18 protein-coding genes are annotated in these 17,473 nt (G+C 70.6%); 14 read left to right on the top strand and 4 right to left on the bottom strand.

Features of this window, described 5'->3' with window-relative positions; translation table 11 throughout:
- Positions 1–222 precede the first annotated feature (222 nt).
- From OG943_RS37735 to OG943_RS37765, 7 genes are read left to right on the top strand one after another with little or no spacing between them, the layout of a single operon-like run.
- Positions 223–1,362: a DegT/DnrJ/EryC1/StrS family aminotransferase gene (locus tag OG943_RS37735; RefSeq protein ID WP_328605693.1), complete on the top strand. Its 1,140-nt coding sequence runs from the start codon at positions 223–225 to the stop codon at positions 1,360–1,362.
- A gap of 53 nt (positions 1,363–1,415) precedes the next feature.
- On the top strand, positions 1,416–2,345 hold the full coding sequence (locus tag OG943_RS37740) for an NAD-dependent epimerase/dehydratase family protein (protein ID WP_328605694.1): 930 nt from the start codon (positions 1,416–1,418) through the stop codon (positions 2,343–2,345).
- Positions 2,346–2,377: 32 nt separating this feature from the next.
- Positions 2,378–3,574, top strand: a complete 1,197-nt coding sequence (locus OG943_RS37745) for a glycosyltransferase family 4 protein (protein ID WP_328605695.1) — start codon at positions 2,378–2,380, stop codon at positions 3,572–3,574.
- Positions 3,561–4,175, top strand: a complete 615-nt coding sequence (locus OG943_RS37750; RefSeq protein WP_328605696.1) for an acyltransferase — start codon at positions 3,561–3,563, stop codon at positions 4,173–4,175. The genes OG943_RS37745 and OG943_RS37750 overlap by 14 nt, the downstream gene beginning before the upstream one ends.
- A gap of 58 nt (positions 4,176–4,233) precedes the next feature.
- Positions 4,234–4,812 carry a Uma2 family endonuclease gene (locus tag OG943_RS37755; protein ID WP_328605697.1) on the top strand — a complete coding sequence of 193 codons (579 nt, stop codon included), beginning with the start codon at positions 4,234–4,236 and terminating at the stop codon, positions 4,810–4,812.
- Positions 4,755–5,264, top strand: a complete 510-nt coding sequence (locus OG943_RS37760; RefSeq protein ID WP_328605698.1) for a SigE family RNA polymerase sigma factor — start codon at positions 4,755–4,757, stop codon at positions 5,262–5,264. The genes OG943_RS37755 and OG943_RS37760 overlap by 58 nt, the downstream gene beginning before the upstream one ends.
- Complete coding sequence (locus OG943_RS37765; protein WP_328605699.1) at positions 5,261–6,007, top strand: hypothetical protein; 747 nt, start codon at positions 5,261–5,263, stop codon at positions 6,005–6,007. The genes OG943_RS37760 and OG943_RS37765 overlap by 4 nt, the downstream gene beginning before the upstream one ends.
- Here the strand turns inward: OG943_RS37765 and OG943_RS37770 are convergent, their stop codons facing one another.
- Entirely contained in the window at positions 6,008–6,964 is a 957-nt protein-coding gene (locus tag OG943_RS37770) for a Gfo/Idh/MocA family protein (RefSeq protein ID WP_328605700.1), read from the bottom strand.
- Positions 6,961–8,067 carry a DegT/DnrJ/EryC1/StrS family aminotransferase gene (locus OG943_RS37775; RefSeq protein ID WP_328605701.1) on the bottom strand — a complete coding sequence of 369 codons (1,107 nt, stop codon included), beginning with the start codon at positions 8,065–8,067 and terminating at the stop codon, positions 6,961–6,963. The genes OG943_RS37770 and OG943_RS37775 overlap by 4 nt, the downstream gene beginning before the upstream one ends.
- Positions 8,068–8,216: 149 nt before the next feature.
- Here OG943_RS37775 and OG943_RS37780 point away from each other — a divergent pair, with 149 nt between their 5' ends.
- From OG943_RS37780 to OG943_RS37810, 7 genes are all read left to right on the top strand, one after another.
- Positions 8,217–8,948: a UDP-N-acetylglucosamine acyltransferase gene (locus tag OG943_RS37780; RefSeq protein ID WP_328605702.1), complete on the top strand. Its 732-nt coding sequence runs from the start codon at positions 8,217–8,219 to the stop codon at positions 8,946–8,948.
- Between the two features lie 11 nt (positions 8,949–8,959).
- Entirely contained in the window at positions 8,960–9,205 is a 246-nt protein-coding gene (locus tag OG943_RS37785) for an acyl carrier protein (protein ID WP_328605703.1), read from the top strand.
- Positions 9,198–9,929: an SDR family NAD(P)-dependent oxidoreductase gene (locus tag OG943_RS37790; protein ID WP_328605704.1), complete on the top strand. Its 732-nt coding sequence runs from the start codon at positions 9,198–9,200 to the stop codon at positions 9,927–9,929. Before OG943_RS37785 ends, OG943_RS37790 begins: the two co-directional genes overlap by 8 nt.
- 70 nt (positions 9,930–9,999) lie before the next feature.
- Positions 10,000–11,409 carry an AMP-binding protein gene (locus tag OG943_RS37795; protein WP_328605705.1) on the top strand — a complete coding sequence of 470 codons (1,410 nt, stop codon included), beginning with the start codon at positions 10,000–10,002 and terminating at the stop codon, positions 11,407–11,409.
- Positions 11,406–12,458: a LuxE/PaaK family acyltransferase gene (locus OG943_RS37800; RefSeq protein WP_328605706.1), complete on the top strand. Its 1,053-nt coding sequence runs from the start codon at positions 11,406–11,408 to the stop codon at positions 12,456–12,458. Before OG943_RS37795 ends, OG943_RS37800 begins: the two co-directional genes overlap by 4 nt.
- Positions 12,455–13,699 carry an acyl-CoA reductase gene (locus OG943_RS37805; protein WP_328605707.1) on the top strand — a complete coding sequence of 415 codons (1,245 nt, stop codon included), beginning with the start codon at positions 12,455–12,457 and terminating at the stop codon, positions 13,697–13,699. The genes OG943_RS37800 and OG943_RS37805 overlap by 4 nt, the downstream gene beginning before the upstream one ends.
- 28 nt (positions 13,700–13,727) lie before the next feature.
- Positions 13,728–14,711: a lysylphosphatidylglycerol synthase transmembrane domain-containing protein gene (locus OG943_RS37810; protein ID WP_328605708.1), complete on the top strand. Its 984-nt coding sequence runs from the start codon at positions 13,728–13,730 to the stop codon at positions 14,709–14,711.
- Between the two features lie 119 nt (positions 14,712–14,830).
- Here the strand turns inward: OG943_RS37810 and OG943_RS37815 are convergent, their stop codons facing one another.
- Positions 14,831–15,361 (bottom strand): nuclear transport factor 2 family protein, encoded by a 531-nt coding sequence (locus OG943_RS37815; protein WP_328605709.1) that lies wholly within the window; start codon positions 15,359–15,361, stop codon positions 14,831–14,833.
- Positions 15,362–15,502: 141 nt separating this feature from the next.
- Positions 15,503–17,431, bottom strand: a complete 1,929-nt coding sequence (locus OG943_RS37820) for a DUF6541 family protein (RefSeq protein WP_328605710.1) — start codon at positions 17,429–17,431, stop codon at positions 15,503–15,505.
- Positions 17,432–17,473 lie beyond the last annotated feature (42 nt).

Here is a 17,473-nt window from a genome sequence, read left to right on the forward strand (position 1 = left end):
CCAATGTGGCGTTGGTTGCGCTCAACGCACCCAATGTGGCGTTCGGTGCGTCAGACGCACCGAACGCCACATTGGGGCGCTGGTTACCGGCAGGTTTCGTCCCCGGCCCATGGCCGCGATCGCGCCTATATACACTTCGGCGCGACTCGACGCAACGGAGGGGAACGGGGCGCTGCCTCCTTCACCCCACCGGCGCAGCGGCCCGCAAGGCTCAGGAGAGGTATGTCTGACGTCCAGGAACCCGTGCTGCTCGGCAAGCCGACGGTCGGCGAAGAGGAGCTGGCCGCGGTCGCCGAGGTCTTCCGGTCGGGCTGGCTCGCCGGTGCCGGGCCCGCCTGCCGCCGGTTCGAGAAGCGGTTCGCCCAGCTCACCGGCACCGCGCACGCGCTGACCACCAGCAACTGCGGCTCGGCCCTGTTCCTCGGCCTCAAGGTGCTCGGCGTGCAGCCCGGCGACGAGGTGATCGTCGGCGACTACACGTTCCCCGCGACCGGCCACGCCGTGCTGCAGGCCGGCGCGAAGCCGGTGTTCGCCGACGTCCGCCCGGACGTCTGGAGCGCCGACCCGGCCGCCGTCGAAGCGCTGGTCACGCCGCGGACGGTCGGCATTCTCGCGGTCGACGTGGCCGGCCAACCGGGGGACTTCGACGAGTACCGGGCCATCGCCGACAAGCACGGCCTCTGGCTGTTCGAGGACGCCGCCTGCGCGGCCGGCGCCACCTACCGGACGCGCCCGGCCGGCAGCCTCGCCGACCTCGCCGCGTTCTCCTTCCACGGCCGCAAGGGCATCACCGCGGGGGAGGGCGGCGCGCTCGTCTCGAACCGCGAGGACCTGATCGCCCACGCCCGCAAGCTGCACACCTACGGCATCGAGCCCGCCATCACCCGCGAAGGCTCCGGCGCGCTGCCGATCCCGGAGTTCCACGAGCTGGGGTACAACTTCCGGCTCTCGGACATCCAGGCCGCGATCATGGGCGTCCAGCTCGACCGCCTGCCGGACCTGCTGGCCGCCCGCCGTTCCGTGGCCAAGCGGTACCACGAGGCGTTCGCCGACCTCGGCGCGCTGACCGTGCCCGTCGAGCTGCCCGACCGCGAGCACCCGTGGCAGGCGTACCTGCTCACGGTCGCGCCGGAGGTCAGCCGGGACGCACTGGCGCTCCGCATTCGCGAGCAGGGCGTGCAGTGCAACTTCGGCACGTACGCCTCCCACCTGCAGCCGGTGTACGGCTCCCAGCCGCCGCTGCCCGTGTCCGCCGACGCCTTCCGGCGCCAGCTGGCCGTCCCGATGCACGCCGAGCTGACCGACGCCGAGGTCGAGCGCGTCGTGACGACCGTCCGCGAAGCCGTGCTGGCACTGTCGTGAACAAGGCAGCCGTGAACGCCGAAGACACCGCCGAACAAGGAGAGACCGCGACCATGTCCGAGAAAAAGGTGTTCTTCACCGGCGGCGGCGGGTTCATCGCCGCGCACGTCATCCCGCTGCTGCTGGACGGCGGTTACACCGTCCGGATCTTCGACAACATGACCCGTGGCGACCGCGCGCGCGTCAACGAGTTCGTCGCCACCGGCAAGGTCGAGCTGGTCGAGAAGGACGTTCGCTACGGCGGCGCCGTGCGTGAGGCCATCCGCGGCTGCACCCACGTGGTCCACTTCGCCACGGTGTCGATCAACAAGTCGATCGCCGACCCGCACGAGTCGGTCGACATCAACATGTCCGGCAACCACAACGTGTTCGCCGCGGCCGCCGAGGAGGGCGTCGAGCGCCTCGTGTTCGCGTCCACCGCCTCGGTCTACGGCGAGCCGAAGCGGCTGCCGATGCACGAGGACGACGAGCTGCGCCCGCTCACGCCGTACTGCATCACCAAGCGCGCGGGCGAGGACCTGCTCGGCTTCTACGAGCGCACCAAGGGCCTGTCCTGGAACGCGCTGCGCTTCTTCAACGTGTACGGCCCCGGCCAGAAGATCGAGGCCTACTACACGTCCGTGATCAACCACTTCATCCAGCGCCTGCGCGCGGGCCGGCCGCCGGTGATCGACGGCCGCGGCGACCAGTCGATGGACTTCGTGCACGTCACCGACCTGGCGCGCTCGGTCGTCGCCGCGCTCGAGTCGGAGCAGGCCAACCTGCCGATCAACATCGGCACGGGCATCGACACCTCCGTCGCCACGCTGGCGAAGATCCTGATCGAGGCCGTCGGCGTCGAGGTGGAGCCGCAGTTCAACGAGCGTGACGTGCTGGTGTCGCGCCGGGCCGCGGACATCACCCGGGCCCGAGAGGTGCTCGGCTGGGAGCCGCAGATCACCGTTGAAGAGGGCATGCGCGCCTTGGTGAGGGACTCCGAGTGAGTGCCACCGCGGGCCCTGCCCAAGGACGTGCGATGCGCATCGCGGTGGTGAACAACTTCTTCCCGCCCCGCGTGGGCGGGAGCGCGCACATGTCGGCCTCGCTGGCCGGCGAGTTCGCGGCGGCCGGGCACGAGGTGCTGGCCATCACGGCGGCGTACGGCGACGCGCCGGCCGACGAGGAGTGCGACGGCTATCGCGTGGTCCGGCTGCCGGCCGTGAAGATGCCGCAGCTGGGCCTTTCGATCGACTTCGACATGAGCTTCGCGTCGCTGCGGCCGGGCAACTGGCGGCGGCTGTTCCGGCTGCTCGACGAGTTCAAGCCGGACGCGATCCACCTGCACGGCCAGTTCTTCGACCTGTCCTGGCTGGCCGGGGTCTACGCGCGCCGCCGCGGCCTGCCTGTGCTGCTGACCATCCACACGCTGCTGATCAGCGACAACAAGGCGTACGGCGGCGTTTTCCGCGCTTTGGACGCGCTGCTGGTCAAGCCGGTGCTCCGCTACATTCGGCCGCGTTACGTCATCCTCGACAAGCTGGGCGTCGACTATTGCGTCGAGCGGTACGGCACCAGCGACGAGAACTCCGAGTACTTCCCGATCGCCGTCGACACCGGGCACTTCGCGAAGCCGGTGACGAAGGACGTGCGCGCGGAACTGGAGGTCGGGGACGCGCCGCTGATCGTCTCGCTCGGGCACGTGATCCCGCTGCGCAACCGGCTGCCGCTGGTCGAGGCGCTGCCGGCGGTCGTGGCCAAGCACCCGGACGTGCGCGTGGTCGTGGTCGGGCGGGTGTACCACGACGCGTTCCTGAAGCGGGCGGAAGAGCTGGGCGTGGCCGACCGGCTGATCGTCACCGGCGCCGTGCCGAAGGAAGACGTGCCGGCGTACTTCGCGGCCGCGGACATCGTGACGCACGACCTCAACGGCGGCTGTGGCACGGCTTCGCTGGAGGCGATGCTGTCCGGCACGGCCACGATCGCGTCGGTCACCGAGGACAACTACCCCGGCATCGAGCTGCGCAACGGCGAGAACATCCTGCTCGTGCGCCCGGATGATGCCGAGGCCGTGGCGGAGACCGTGATCGGCCTGCTGGACGACCCGGCCGCCCGCGCGGCGATCGCGGCCCGCGAGAGCGCGATGGTGCGGGCGAACTTCGGCCTGGACGTGGTCGCGGAGGAACACCTGCGGGTGTTCACGAAACTGGTGGCGGACAACGATGTTCTTCGATGACGAGCGCAGCGCCCGGCTGCGCCCGCAGATCCTCAACGAGGTCGTTTCGCAGTACCTGAACGACTCCGAGCGGGCGGCGTTCTACGGCCTGCCGGAATCGACCAGGATCCGCGAGCGGGCCAAGATCATCAGCCAGGAGAACCTGAAGCTGGGCGAGCACTGCTGGATCGGCGAGGGCGCGGTCCTCGACGCCAGCGGCGGCCTGGAGATCGGCGAGCACACCAGCATCGGGCTGAACACGCTGATCTTCACCCACTCCAGCTGGCTGTCGAACATGACGCTGCAGAACCACTCGGGCAGCGACCTGATCGAGCGCAAGCCCGTGAAGATCGGGAAGGGCTGCTTCATCGGCGGCCTGGTGGTGATCATGGCCGGCGTGACGATCGGCGACTTCGCGACCGTGCAGCCGAACTCGGTGGTGGCGAAGGACGTCCCGCCGCGCACCCTGGTCGCCGGCAACCCCGCGCGGGTGTTCCAGCGGTACGACGAGGAGTACATCCAGTCCGAAGTGGAGCGTGTCCGCGCGGAGAACGCCCGCCGCCGCGCCCTTTCCGACGACCCATCCGGCTGGGGCTCACCGTCGGGAGACTTCTCGGACTAGCGGTTGCGGATGGCGACACCGACGCTGTGGCCGGTCGCTGGAAGCGAGGAGGGGTTCGATGAAGGTCCTCGAATGGCCACGCCGGCTCCTGACGTTGGAGGACTGGGCGGAGCTGCCGGAGACCTCGGAGTTCCACATCGAGGTCCTTGAAGGAGTGCTCTCGGTGGCGCCGCGGCCGCCGGTGCTGCACCAGAGAGTCGCCGTGCGGCTCGCGTACCTGCTCGACCGGCAGTCGCCGGACGAGTGGGCCGCGTTCCACGGGGTCGAGATGCTGGTGTCGGCCGTGCCACTGACGGTTCGGGTGCCCGACGTGCTCGTGGTTCCGGCCGCGGTCATCCAGGACAACCTCGCGCGCTTCGACGCCGCCGACGTTCTCCTGGTCATCGAGGTGCTCTCCGAAGGCACTAAGCGCACCGACCGCGTCACCAAGCTCTTCGAGTACGCCGAAGCGGGTATCGAGCACTACTGGATCGTCGACCTCGACCCGCCGGTCCGCCTGATCACCTATCGTCTTGTCGACGGTGAATACCACGCCAGTTCCGGGCCGTCCTACCGGACGTCGAGATCGGGGGTAAGCGGGTGGCCCGCAGCGACGACGAGTTCGTCGAGTTCGTCCAGGCCTCTTCGTCGCGGCTGACGCATGCCGCGTACCTGATCACCGGGGATCGGCACCAGGCGGAGGACGCCGCGCAGACCGCGTTCGCCCGGACGTACGCCGCGTGGGGGCGGGTGCGGCGCAAGGATGCCTACGCGTACGCGCGCACCGTGCTGGTCAACCACGTCATCGACGGGTGGCGGCGGCCGTTGAAGGAGTACGCCGCCGAGGAGGTGCCCGAGCGGCCGGGCGCGCAGGACGTCGCGCAGACCGTCACGCAGCGGGCCTGGCTCACCGCCGCGCTGGCGCGGCTCACCGCCCGCGAACGCGCCGTGGTGGTGCTCCGGCACTTCTTCGACCTTTCGGAGGCCGACGTCGCCTCGGAACTGGGCGTTTCGGTAGGTACCGTCAAGAGCACGAACTCGCGCGCGCTCGCCAAGCTGCGCGTCGACGACGGGCCGGCGGACGCGCTGATCGGAGGGAACGGGCGGTGAACGATCTCGACCGGCTGAAGTCGGCACTGAACGAGGCCCCGCCGGAGCCGTTCGCCGCCCCGGACCTCACCCGCATCATGGCCGACGGCACGCGCATCCGGCGGCGACGGCGCCTGCTCACCGGCGCCGGGGCGGCCGCCGCGGTGGTGGCCGTGGTCGCGGTGGTCTTCGGGGCCGTCCAGCTGCGCTCGGGCCCGCAACCGCAGCCGGCGCCGGTGGCCGCCGCGCCCAGCACCGTGGGCCCGGCCAGCACCGTCCCGCCCACCACTGCCCCGGAGAAGGCGCAGGTCACGCCGCTCGGCGACATCGTCTCGCTCGGCGTCAAGCAGGGGACCGGCGAGCTGGTCCTCTACGCCATCAAGATCGACGAGCCGCAGGCGCTGCCCGGGGTCGGCTTCGGGCTCATGCTCGCGATCCGCGACGGCAGCGGCCTGCACCCGGTGTACGACGCCAACGAGGTCAACGGCGCCGACCGCTCGTTCGGCTTCCACGCGACGTCCGGCGGCCTCATCGCCGGTGCCGACGTGGCGCAGGTGGCGGTGCCGGTGCTCGGCTACTTCGCCGGCCCCGCGGGGCGCATCACCAGCACCGTCCGCGGAAAGCCGGTGGAGGCGCACCTGGCCAAGTGGAGCGAGGACCCGAACGTGGTGTTCTTCTGGTTCGACCCGGTGCAGGTGCCGTCCGCCGATGTGCTGACCCCGTTGGTCGCCTACACCGCCGGCGGCACCCGCCTCACCAAGTGATCAGGCCGCGGCCTGCGTGAGCACCTGCGCCACCACGTGGTGCGACGGCAGGATCAGCTCCCGCTCGACCTCGGCGTCGACCTTGCCCTCGAGCAGGTCCACGAAGCGGTCCAGCTGCGTGGCCAGCGGCTCGCGCGCGGTGATCAGCTCGGGGATCTCGATCACGGTCTGCTGCCGGTAGCCGAGGCCGTCCGGCGTGACGGAGTCGTGCGAGATGTGCCGGTAGATCGTCACGTCCCGGCGGAGCAGGTCGACCTCGATCAGCCGGTCCAGTTCGGACACCACGACCGAGCGCACCTTCCGCTGCCCCAGCCGCGAGGCCGACACGGTGGCCAGTCCGGTGGGGAAGGACAGCACCGTCTCGATGGTGTCCTCCGCACCTTCCACGGACTGCGGGTGGAAGTAGCCGGCGCCGGACGTGACGCGCGAAGGCGTCGCGCCGCCGAAGAACTGGATGGCCAGGTCGACGTCGTGCACCAGCAGGTCCCACGCCACGCCGGTCTTGATGCGCGGGGCGTACGGGCCGTGCCGGCGCGCCATCAGGTGGATCGGCTCGTTCACCAGCGCCCGCGCGGTCATCACCGCGGGGTTGTAGCGCTCCAGCAGCCCGCACATCAGCGGGACGTCCTGCTTCGCCGACAGCGCCACGATCTCGCGTGAGAGCTCCAGGCTGTTGCACACCGGCTTCTCGACCAGCAGCGGCTTGCCCTGGCCCAGGATCTCCTGCGCCAGCTCGTAATGCGCCTCGGTGGCCGACGCCAGCACCACAGCGTCCACATCGGACAGTGAGCCGATCTCGGGCGTCCACTGCGTCTCATAGCGCTCGGCGACGGCGCGGCCCGCCTCCTCGCGCGGGTCGATCACGCGGGTCAGCTCCACGCGTTCGTTCCCGGCGAGCACGCGCGCGTGCAGCGAGCCCATGTTGCCCGTGCCGATGAGGGCGATGCGGTGGGTCATGCGCCGAGTACCTCGCGAACCGTTTCGATGACCTTGTCCACGTCGGACTCGGTCAGGTGGGGGTGGACCGGCAGGGAGAGCGCCTGTGCGGCGACCGCGCCGGCCACCGGGAAGTCCTCGACCCGCGCGTCCGGGACCAGAGGGTGACCCTGGTAGCACTCGTAGTCGAAGACGATCTTCGGGTAGTACACGCCGTTGCCGATGCCACGCGCGGTCAGCGCGGCGGCGAGCTCGTCGCGCGAGAGCATCGCGTGCGGGCCGACCAGCACGGTGTACTGGTGCCACACGTGCTCGCGGCCCGGCAGCACCCGCGGGGTGTCGAGGCCCGGCGTTCCGGCGAGGCCTTCCGAGAGCCGCTTCGCGTTCGCCTGACGGGCGGCGGTCAGCTGGTCGAGCTTCTCCAGCTGCGGGATGCCGACGGCCGCGTGCAGGTCCGTCATCCGGTAGTTGTGCCCGGCCATCTCGTACTGATAGCGGGCGCGCATGCCCTGGTTGCGCAGCACGCGCAGCTTGTCGGCGAGCTCGTCGTCGTCGGTGGTGATCACGCCGCCCTCGGCGGTGGTCACGTTCTTCGTCGCGTACAGCGAGAAGCAGCCGATGCCGTACGAGCCGGCGGCGCGGCCCTCGAACGAGGCGCCGACGGCCTGGGCCGAGTCCTCGATGATCTTCAGGTGCCGCTCGGCCGCGATCGGGGCGAGCTTGCCCATGTCGGCGGTCTGGCCGTAGAGGTGCACCGGCATGAGCACCTTGGTCCGGTCGGTGACGGCGGCCGTCACGGCGTCCGGGTCCAGCGCGAAGTCGTCGCGGCGGATGTCGGCGAACCGCACGGTGGCGCCGGCTTCCAGAATGGCGTTCAGCGTGGCGACGAACGTGAACGGCGAGGTGATCACCTCGTCCCCCGGCTCCAGGTCCAGCGCCTGCAGCGACGCGACCAGAGCGGTGGTGCCGTTGTTCACGGCGATGGCGTGCTTCGTGCCCGCGACGTGCGCGAAGGCGTCTTCGAAGCGTTTGACCATCGGCCCCTGTGCGATGGCGCCGGATCGCAGCACCTCGACGACGAGGTCCTCCGCGTCACGGACGTCGACCACGGTAATGGGGATCATCGGCAGTCTCTCCCGGCAGGTGATTTCGGTGCGTCCGGTACAGTGAGCCGCCGGTTCTGCGTCCGGCCGCCCTGCATGAACGCGGGCCACACGTTACCGGGCGCGCCAGCACGCCCAATACCCAGCCGTCGACGAATGGATACCCGCCCGTGGTCAACCGGATCCACCCCACCGCGGTGATCGGCGAAGGCGTCGAAATCGGCGACGACAACGTGATCGGGCCGTACACGGTGATCGTCGGGCCGACCCGCGTCGGCGACGGCAACTGGATCGGCCCGCACGTCACGATCGGCACCCCCGGCGAGGACCGCGGCCGCGAGCACCCGGCCGGCTGGGAGCAGGCGCCGGTCGGCGACCCGGAGCGCGACGGCCACGGCGTCGTGATCGGCAGCCGCAACCGGATCCGCGAGTACTCCACCGTCCACCAGGGCACCTGGCGCACCACCACGCTCGGCAACGACGGGTACTACCTGCGCGGTAGCCACATCGCGCACGACTGCCTGGTCGGCGACGCCGTGACGATCGCGTCCAACGTGATCACCGGCGGGCACTGCCACATCTGGGACGGCGCGAACCTCGGCATGGGCACGGTGCTGCACCAGCGGGTGGTGATCGGCCCCGGCGCGATGGTCGGCATGAGCTCGGCCGTGCGGCGCGAGGTGGGCGCGTTCACGATCGCCGTCGGCAACCCGGCGCGCGTCACCGGCGTCAACGTGGTGGGGCTGTCCCGCCGCGGCCTGGACGAGGCCACCATCGAGGCTCTCGGGCCGTGGCTCAAGGGTAAGGCGGGTCTCCCGGAGGACGGGCTGGCCGACCGGCTGCCCGGCGACCTCTCTACCTTGGTCAAGGCGTGGGACGCCCGCCCGCGCGAAGAGCATTAGGAGCTGTAGTTATGTCGGATGTGGCCCCCAAGCTGCGCGCGGTCTTCGTAGAGGCACTGGACCTCGACGGTGACGTGGATGTCGAGAACCTCAAGTACCGCGACATCGAGGCGTGGGACTCCGTCGGCCACATGGCGCTGATCGCGGCCGTCGAGGACGAGTTCGACGTCGAGTTCGACACCGACCAGGTGATCGACATGTCGAGCTTCAAGGTCGCCGTCGACATGGTGATCGAGCTGCAGTCGAAGAATGACTGATCTGGCCGGACGCGTCGCGCTCGTCACCGGCGGCACGCGCGGGATCGGCCTGGCCACCGTGCGCGCGCTGGTCGAAGCGGGCGCGACGGTCGTGCTGACCGGCCGCGACGAGGCCCGCGCGAAGGAGGCCGCCACCGCGGCCGGCGCGGCGGCCGGGCTGGCCCTCGACGTCACGGACGCGAAGGCCGTCTCCACTGTGGTCCGCGGCGTCGCCAAGGAGCACGGCCGGCTGGACGTCGTGGTGGCGAACGCCGGGATCATGGACGACGCGCTGCTCGGCATGATCCGCGAGGACGCCGTCTCCGCGACTTTGGACACCAACGTCGCCGGCACGCTGCACACCGTCCAGGCCGCGGCGCGGGCGATGATGCGGAAGAAAACCGGCTCCATTGTGGTCCTCGCCTCCATCGTCGGCGAGTACGGAAGCTCCGGTCAGACCCTGTACGCGGCGTCGAAGGCCGCGGTGGCGAACATCGCGCGCTCGGCCGCGAAGGAACTCGGCCGCTCGGGGATCCGCGTGAACGCGGTGGCGCCCGGCGTGATCGAGACCGATCTCACGGCGGGCCTCTCCGAAGAGGCCGTCGCCGACAACGTGAAGAAGACCCCGCTCGGGCGGCTCGGCCGGCCCGAGGACGTGGCGAAGACGATCCGGTTCCTGGTGAGCGACGAGGCGTCGTTCGTCACCGGCCAGGTGCTGGGCATCGACGGAGGCTTGGTGCTGTGAAGGACTCGTGAGTGTTTAGGACGGTTAGAACCGGCATAAACACTCACAAGGCTTTCGGCGAGGAGATGGTGTGACGTTGTTGGCAGAGGGTGCGCGGCTGGTCGAGGCGGCCGGGGGCCGCACGCTGGCGGGCCTGGAGCTGGACCAGGAAGTCAAGCGCGCCGGCGAGGCGCTGGCCGAGCTGCCCGCCGGGGTGCTGTTCGCGCGGATGTCGGTGGACCTCGACAGCGTGCTGACCTACCTCGGCGCGTTCGAGGCGGGCCGCGCGATCGCCCTGATCGACCCGGCGCTCGACGCCGACGTGCTCGCCGGGCTGATCACCCGCTTCCGGCCCGGCGCCGTGCTGTCCGCGCCCGAAACGCCCGCGCCGTCCGGCTACACGGCGTCCGGCGCGCACTGGGTGCGTGACTCCGCCGAGGGCGTCGAGCCGCACCCCGACCTGGCCGTGCTGCTCCCGACCAGCGGGTCGACCGGGAACCCGAAGCTCGTCCGGCTTTCGCGGAACGCGATGCTGGCCAACGCCGAGGCCATCGCCGAGGTGCTGGACATCACCGCCGACGAGGTCGCGCCGACCTGCCTGCCGCTGCACTACAGCTACGGCCTGTCGGTGCTGAACTCGCACCTGGTGCGTGGCGCGACCGTGGTGGTCGAGGCCTCCGGCGTGCTGGGCCGCGGGTTCTGGGACGCGGTGACCACGTACGGCGTCACGTCGCTGGCCGGTGTGCCCTACCACTACGAAATGCTGCGGCGGCTCAAGTTCGACCCCGCGAAGTACCCGACGCTGCGCACGCTGACGCAGGCCGGCGGCAAGCTGCGCGACGAGCTGGTGGCCGAGTTCAACGACAAGATGCGCGCGGTCGGCGGCCGGATGTACGTGATGTACGGCCAGACCGAGGCCGCCCCCCGGATGACCACGGTGCCCGCCGAGCGGCTCGCCGAAAAGCTCGGCTCCGCCGGTCCCGCCCTGCCCGGCGGCGCGTTCTCCGTGCGCCGCGACGACGGCGTCGAGACCCGGCACCCGAAGATCGTCGGCGAGGTCGTCTACCGCGGGCCCAACGTGATGATGGGCTACGCCGAGGACGAGTCCGGGCTGGCCGCGGGCGACGAGTACGGCGGCGTGCTGGCCACCGGCGACCTCGGTTACCTCGACGCGGACGGTTACCTGTTCATCACCGGCCGGCTCAAGCGCATCGGCAAGGTGTTCGGCAACCGGGTCAGCCTGGACGACCTCGAGCAGGCCGTCCGCTCGGCCTCGGTGGGCATCGACGTGGTCGCCGCCGTGCCCGGGGGCGACAAGGTCGTGCTGTTCGCCGAGCTGCCGGAGGGTGACGGCGCAAAGGCGATCTGCAAGGACGCGTCGCGCGCGCTTTCGGACCGGCTGCACCTGCACACGAGCGGGTTCGACGTGCGGCCGATCGACACCGTGCCGCTGCTGGCCAGCGGCAAGATCGACTACCGGTCGCTGGAGGGACGGATATGAGTGTGTTCACGCGCTCGCAGCCGGAGCGCGAGGCGCTGCTGCTGCCCGAGCTGGCCGAGCTGACCGCCCACCACCGGGCCGGCAGCACCGGGTACGACCGGATCCTGTCGTCGCTCGGCCTCGCGCCGGACGCGCGGTTCGACACGATCGCCGACCTGCCGTGGCTGCCCGTGCGGATGTTCAAGACCCACGACCTCAAGTCCGTCCCGGACGACGAGGTGTTCAAGACGCTCACGTCCTCGGGCACCACCGGCGCCGGCGCGTCGCGCATCTACCTGGACAAGGCCGCGGCGGCCGCGCAGACCCGCCAGCTCGGCACCACGCTGCAGGAGGTGCTGGGCGGCGAGCGGCTGCCGATGCTGATGGTCGACACCATCGGCATCATCAAGAACCGCCGCTCGTTCTCCGCGCGCGGCGCGGGGGTGCTGGGCATGGCCAACTTCGGCCGCAAGCACACCTACGTGCTCGACGAGAACGACCAGCCGGACGTCGAGGCGGTGAAGAAGTTCCTGGCGGAGTACGGGGACAAGCCGTTCCTGATCTTCGGGTTCACCTTCATGGTGTGGCTCTACCTGTACGAGGTGGCGCGGGACAACGGCCTCGACCTGTCCAACGGCATCCTGATCCACTCCGGCGGCTGGAAGAAGCTGATCGACCGCGCGGTGGACAACACCGAGTTCCGCCGCCGGTTCAAAGAGGACACCGGGCTCACCCGGATCCACAACTACTACGGGATGATCGAGCAGATCGGCACCGTGTTCCTCGAAGGACCGTCCGGGAACTCCTTGTACTGCCCGGACTTCGCCGACGTGGTGATCCGGAACCCGGAGACGTGGGCGGAGCAGCCGGTCGGCGAGCCGGGGGTGATCGAGGTGGTCAGCACGCTGCCGCGCTCGTACCCGGGGCACGTCCTGCTCACCGAGGACCTCGGTGTGTGCAACGGGATCGACGACGGCGACTGGCCCGGCAAGCACTTCTCCGTGCTCGGCCGGCTGCCGAAGGCCGAGGCCCGCGGCTGCTCGGACACCTTCTCGGGGGCGGCCGCATGAGCGCGTTGACGCAGCGGTTCCCTGTAGCGGAGCCGATCGCTGTCGGCCAGCTGGTCGACCAGCTGCGCGTCGAGCCGCCGGGCGGACGGCTGACGGTGGGCGACCCGCGGGTGATCGAGTTCGTCACCAAGTTCGCGCGCAAGCTGCTCGCGCCCGCACTCGCGCGCCGTTTCCCGGAGCTGGCCTCGCTGGGTTTCTTCCTGCGCAAGGGCGAGCTGGCCAAGGCACTGTCCACTTTGGAGACTTCCGGCGACTCGCTGCGGTTCCCGCGCGGGCTGGTGTTCCACGTGCCGCCGGCCAACGTCGACACGATCTTCGTGTACTCGTGGGCGCTGTCCGCGCTGGCGGGCAACCACAACGTCGTGCGTGTGTCCTCGCGCTCGGCCGGTGCCGCGGAGGCGGTGCTGGACGCGCTGAACGCGGCACTGTCCGATGTGGACCCGGCGACGGCGGCCGCGATCACCGCGACCCAGCGGATGGTCACCTACGACCGCAGCGACGAGATCAGCGGCGCCCTGTCGCTGGCCGCCGACCTGCGCGTGATCTGGGGCGGCGACACTTCCGTGGCCGCGCTGCGGAAGTACGCGCTGGCGCCGCACGCGCGGGACCTGACGTTCCCGGACCGTTCCTCGTTCGCCATCGCTTCGGTGCGCGGCTGGCAGGCGGCTTCGGCGGCCGAGCGGCGCACCGCGGCCGAGGGCTTTTACAACGACTCGTACTGGTTCGACCAGGCCGCCTGCTCGTCACCGCGCGCGGTGTTCTGGGTGGGCGACGCCGAGGGCGCCATGGCGTCCGGGCGCGAGTTCCGGGAGCTGCTGGCCGCGGTGATCGAGGCGAAACAGCACGTCACGGAGCCGGCGATGGCCGTGCAGAAGCGCGTTTCGGCCTACGGCGCGGCGGCGGACGGGCTGGTGTCGTCGATCGCGTTCGACGGCAACGGACTGGCCACATTGGAGCTGACCGACGCGACGGTGATGCCGCGCGAGTGGCTCGGCGCGGGCACGTTCGCGAACGCGCGAGTGGACTCGCTCGCGGAGCTGGTGCCGACCGTCCTGCGCAAGGACCAGACCGTGAGCCAGTTCGGTTTCGCGCGCGAGGAGCTGACGGAGTTCGTCACCGCGCTCGCGGGCCGCGGCGTCGACCGGGTCGTGCCGTTCGGCTCGGCCCTCACGTTCGCGGGCGTCTGGGACGGTTACGATCTGCTGGCCGAGTTCAGCCGGCTGGTCACGGTGCAGGCCTGACCAGCGGTTGTCGTGAGGAGAATGGTCAGTGACGACCGTGCGGACGTCTGAGGAGGACGTGCCGGCTTCGAAGCCGAAGCCGGCAAAGTCCACCAAGGCCAAGATCCTCGACGTCGTGCGCTGGGTCGCGATCCTGCTCGTCGTCGGCTTCGCCGCGAAGCAGCTCGCAGCCAACTGGGGCGAGTTCTGGCACACGCTGTCGGACGTCGCGTGGCAGTCCTCTGTGCTCAGCCTGCTCGCGCTGGTCGCGTCCATCATGGTCTCCACCTGGGGCTGGCAGACGATGGTCGACGACCTCGGCGAGCCGATCGGTTACGCGCGCGGCGCGCAGATCTGCCTGGTCGGCTCGCTCGGCAAGTACGTGCCGGGCTCGGTGTGGGCGTACCTGCTGCAGATGGAGCTGGGCCGCAAGGCCGGCCTCGCCCGCGCCCGGATCTTCACCGGCTCGCTGATCCAGCTCGGCGTCGGCGTGGTCTCGGCGCTGGTGGTTTCGCTGCTCGCGGCGCCGGCGGTGTTCAGCCACAGCCCACGCGCGATGTGGCTGTTCGCGGCTATCCCGGTCGGCCTCGCGCTGCTGCACCCGCGGATCCTGACCTGGGGCACGTCGCTGGTGCTGCGGATCCTGCGCCGCCCGCCGCTGGCGCACCCGCTGGGCTGGGCGGTCGTCGGCAAGGTCTTCGGCGCGTCGACGCTGGCCTGGGCCCTGCAGGGGGTGCACCTGTGGCTGCTGGCGAACTCCGTCGGCGCCCCGGGTTTCAGCGGTTTTGTCTTGTGCGTCGGCGCCATGGCGGTGGCGATGACGGTCGGGACTTTCGCGTTCATCCTGCCCAGCGGGGTGGGCGTCCGCGAGGTCGCCCAGGTCGCGGTGCTGACAGCCAGCGGGCTGACGGTGGGCCAGGCCGCCGCGTTCGCCGTGGCGTCCCGCGTGATGTTCACCGTGGCGGACCTGTTGACCGCGGGCTTCGCGGCCGGCGCCGCCCGCGTCGCTTCACGGCTCGCCACTGCGGCTTAGGTTCGAAGCGCCCCAATGTGGCATTGGTTGCGTTGAACGCACCCAATGTGGCGTTCGGTGCGTTGAGCGCACCGAACGCCACATTGGGGCGCAAAAGTTCGCGGCTCGGCGCGGGTCGGTCAGGAGCCGGCCGGGAGGCTGGACTGACGGTCGACCTCGGCCTTGCTGTAGAAGTCGTCGTTGGTCAGGATCTTGCCGCCGCGCGTCTTGATGACGGTGACGACGGGGACGGAGAACGCGTGGGGCGCGCCCGTGGCCTGGCCGCTGAAGTTCCAGAAGATGATCTCGCTGTTGTTGACGCCGATCGCGTTGGTGACCGTGACCTTCCCGTTCGGGACGGCCCACTTGGTGTTGCCGAACCACTGGGCGACCCCGGCGCTGCCGGTGAAGGTCTCGTTGTAGGCGTGGTCGGTGTAGCGGGAGCCGTCCTTGACGAACAGGTTGGCCAGGTCCTGCGGGTTGCTGCTGTTCCACCCGGCGGCCCACTTGACGGCGAGCGGGGTCAGGTGCGGCTTGGGGGCGTGGTTCGCGGCTTCGGCCGCCGCTGCGGCCGGCTGGGCGACGGTGCTCGCGGCCGCCATGGACGTGCCGGCGAGGGTGACGGCGGCGGCGGCGAGCAGGCCGGTGACGGCGACGCGGACGTTGATCATTGAAACTCCTTGGGGACAACGGGTTCTTGGTGGTCTGGCCTGGCGGTGAGGCAGTTGTTATTGATCAGTCACTAAGTATGTAACTACACACTCACAACCTTGTCAATAATCTTTCGGGCAAGGTGGCGGGGCCTGGCGGCTTCAGCCCTTCAGCTGGTAGATCACCGCGTCGTCGTTCCGGTAGACCTGCCGAAGGAACGGCAGCCCGTCGAGGCCGACGAGGCCCGCGGACTGGTAGGCAGGCTCCGGCGGGGCCGCCGGACGGCCGAGGATCACCCAGTGCACGTTCAGCCTCGCGACGGCGGCGCGCACGGCCGGGTTCGTCGGGTACTCCTTGAAGTGGGCGGCCAGCAGCACGGCGTCGGACGGGGGCGCGGTGCCGTCGTCGTGGGCGGCGACCGTGCGGGTGCCGGTGAGGGCGTAGGTCCAGACCGTGCCGTCGTAGCGGTCGTTCATGGCCCACTCGCCCGGCTTGGCGAGCTTGCCCAGCTCGACCATCGCGCGTTCCTCGTCCGGGGTGATGTTGAGGGTGCGCGGGTCGGCGGCGCGGTAGCCGGCGGCGAGGCGGCCGCCGTTGGACTGCGCGTACAGGCCGTTCGTGACCACCACGAAACCCAGCAGCACCACCGTGCCCACGGCGGCCGCGGGCACCCGGGCGGGCAGCCGCTCGGCGATCCAGGCCTGCAGCGACGCGACGCCGTGGCCGGCGATGAACGCCAGCGGCACGATCGCCATCGAGATGAACCGGTACGGGTCGTCCCACCACGGCCGGGAAAGCGCCATCACCAGCGACGAGTTCGACGACGCGACGGCCATATACGCGAGCCCGCTCACCAGCGCGCTCAGCCCGATCCACCGCAAACGGCCCAGCCGGCCGAAGAAGACGAACCCCAGCAGCAGCGCCACCGAAAGCCACAACTGCGGCTGCGGCTCCCAGTGCTGGAACCCGAGCAGCGCGCCGAGCGCCGTCGTCGCGCGGTATTCGATCGGCCAGCCCAGGTACGGCAGGGTGCTGCTCGCCAGCCCCAGCGCGCCGAACAGCTGCAGCCACGCCACGAGCACCGAAACCACCGCGATCGGCAGCAGCGCCAGCAGGTCACGGCCGATCCGCTTCAGCCGCGCGCCCGGCTCCGCCCACCGCTGCACCAGCATCGGCCCGGCGAACAGGACCGCGCCGAACAGCGTCGAGGAGTGCACGCACAGCAGCCCGACGGCGCCCAGCACCAGCACGAACGCCGTGTCGGGCGCGGCCCGGCCGAGGTATCGGCGCAGCGCGACCGCGGCCAGCGGCGTCAGCGCGAGCCCCAGCAGGAACGGGTACAGCGGCCCGCGGCTCATCGACTCGTACGTGCTCATCACCGGCGCCGCCGACGCGAGCGCGACCGCCCCGGCCAGCACCGCCCGGCCGCGGAACTCCCGCACCAGCACCACGAGCGACAGCGCCAGCAGTCCCGGCAGCAGCATGGTGTTCACGTCGAGCGTCAGCGGGATCGACGCCCCGCTCAGCTGGTACTGCAGTGCGGCCAGCAGGTGGTAGGCGTTGGGGTAGAACGGCGGCGTGGCGTCGCCGTACCAGTTCAGCGTGCCCATGCCGGTGAGGCTGCCGTCGCCGGTCGAAGCGACGTAGCGGACGCCGTTCGCCGCGTACGGCGCGTCGCCGCCCTGCGCGATGGCGCCGAGGTGGCCCATGCCGTAGATCGCCGCGTAACCGCCGATCACGGCCGTGACGACAACACACGCGATCACCGCGAAGTGCCCGCGCCGCGCCCACAGCCCGGGCTCCGGCTCGGGCGGCCACCGGCGCAGCGTCAGCCGCCGCAGTCCGAACGCGACGGCGGCGAAGACCAGTGTGGTCAGTGCGAAGGTGAGCGGGTTGTACGGCAGGCCCAGCGCGTGCGTCCACGGTCCGGCGAGGCCGCCGATCGCGTAGCTCAGCAGTGGCGCCAGCCCGGCGAGCGCCCAGCCGCGCAGGCCCGCCGCGAGTCCCGTGAGCAGGCCGGGCAGCCCGAGCACGAGCAGCATCACGGCTACGCCGGCCACATCGGACAGCAGCGTGGGTTCACTCGGCAACAGACATCCTCGGCTGGTGACGGATCCGCTCGGCGCCCCAGG

Source organism: Amycolatopsis sp. NBC_00345 (assembly GCF_036116635.1).
Taxonomy (GTDB): domain Bacteria; phylum Actinomycetota; class Actinomycetes; order Mycobacteriales; family Pseudonocardiaceae; genus Amycolatopsis.

Excerpts from the sequence above, each read along its gene's own strand:
- OG943_RS37805 (WP_328605707.1), top strand. The coding sequence starts at position 12,455 with ATGAGCGCGTTGACGCAGCGGTTCCCTGTAGCGGAGCCGATCGCTGTC.
- OG943_RS37750 (WP_328605696.1), top strand. The coding sequence starts at position 3,561 with ATGTTCTTCGATGACGAGCGCAGCGCCCGGCTGCGCCCGCAGATCCTC.
- OG943_RS37755 (WP_328605697.1), top strand. The coding sequence starts at position 4,234 with ATGAAGGTCCTCGAATGGCCACGCCGGCTCCTGACGTTGGAGGACTGG.
- OG943_RS37735 (WP_328605693.1), top strand. The coding sequence starts at position 223 with ATGTCTGACGTCCAGGAACCCGTGCTGCTCGGCAAGCCGACGGTCGGC.
- OG943_RS37745 (WP_328605695.1), top strand. The coding sequence starts at position 2,378 with ATGCGCATCGCGGTGGTGAACAACTTCTTCCCGCCCCGCGTGGGCGGG.
- OG943_RS37800 (WP_328605706.1), top strand. The coding sequence starts at position 11,406 with ATGAGTGTGTTCACGCGCTCGCAGCCGGAGCGCGAGGCGCTGCTGCTG.
- OG943_RS37740 (WP_328605694.1), top strand. The coding sequence starts at position 1,416 with ATGTCCGAGAAAAAGGTGTTCTTCACCGGCGGCGGCGGGTTCATCGCC.
- OG943_RS37785 (WP_328605703.1), top strand. The coding sequence starts at position 8,960 with ATGTCGGATGTGGCCCCCAAGCTGCGCGCGGTCTTCGTAGAGGCACTG.
- OG943_RS37775 (WP_328605701.1), bottom strand. The coding sequence starts at position 8,067 with ATGATCCCCATTACCGTGGTCGACGTCCGTGACGCGGAGGACCTCGTC.
- OG943_RS37770 (WP_328605700.1), bottom strand. The coding sequence starts at position 6,964 with ATGACCCACCGCATCGCCCTCATCGGCACGGGCAACATGGGCTCGCTG.
- OG943_RS37790 (WP_328605704.1), top strand. The coding sequence starts at position 9,198 with ATGACTGATCTGGCCGGACGCGTCGCGCTCGTCACCGGCGGCACGCGC.
- OG943_RS37815 (WP_328605709.1), bottom strand. The coding sequence starts at position 15,361 with ATGATCAACGTCCGCGTCGCCGTCACCGGCCTGCTCGCCGCCGCCGCC.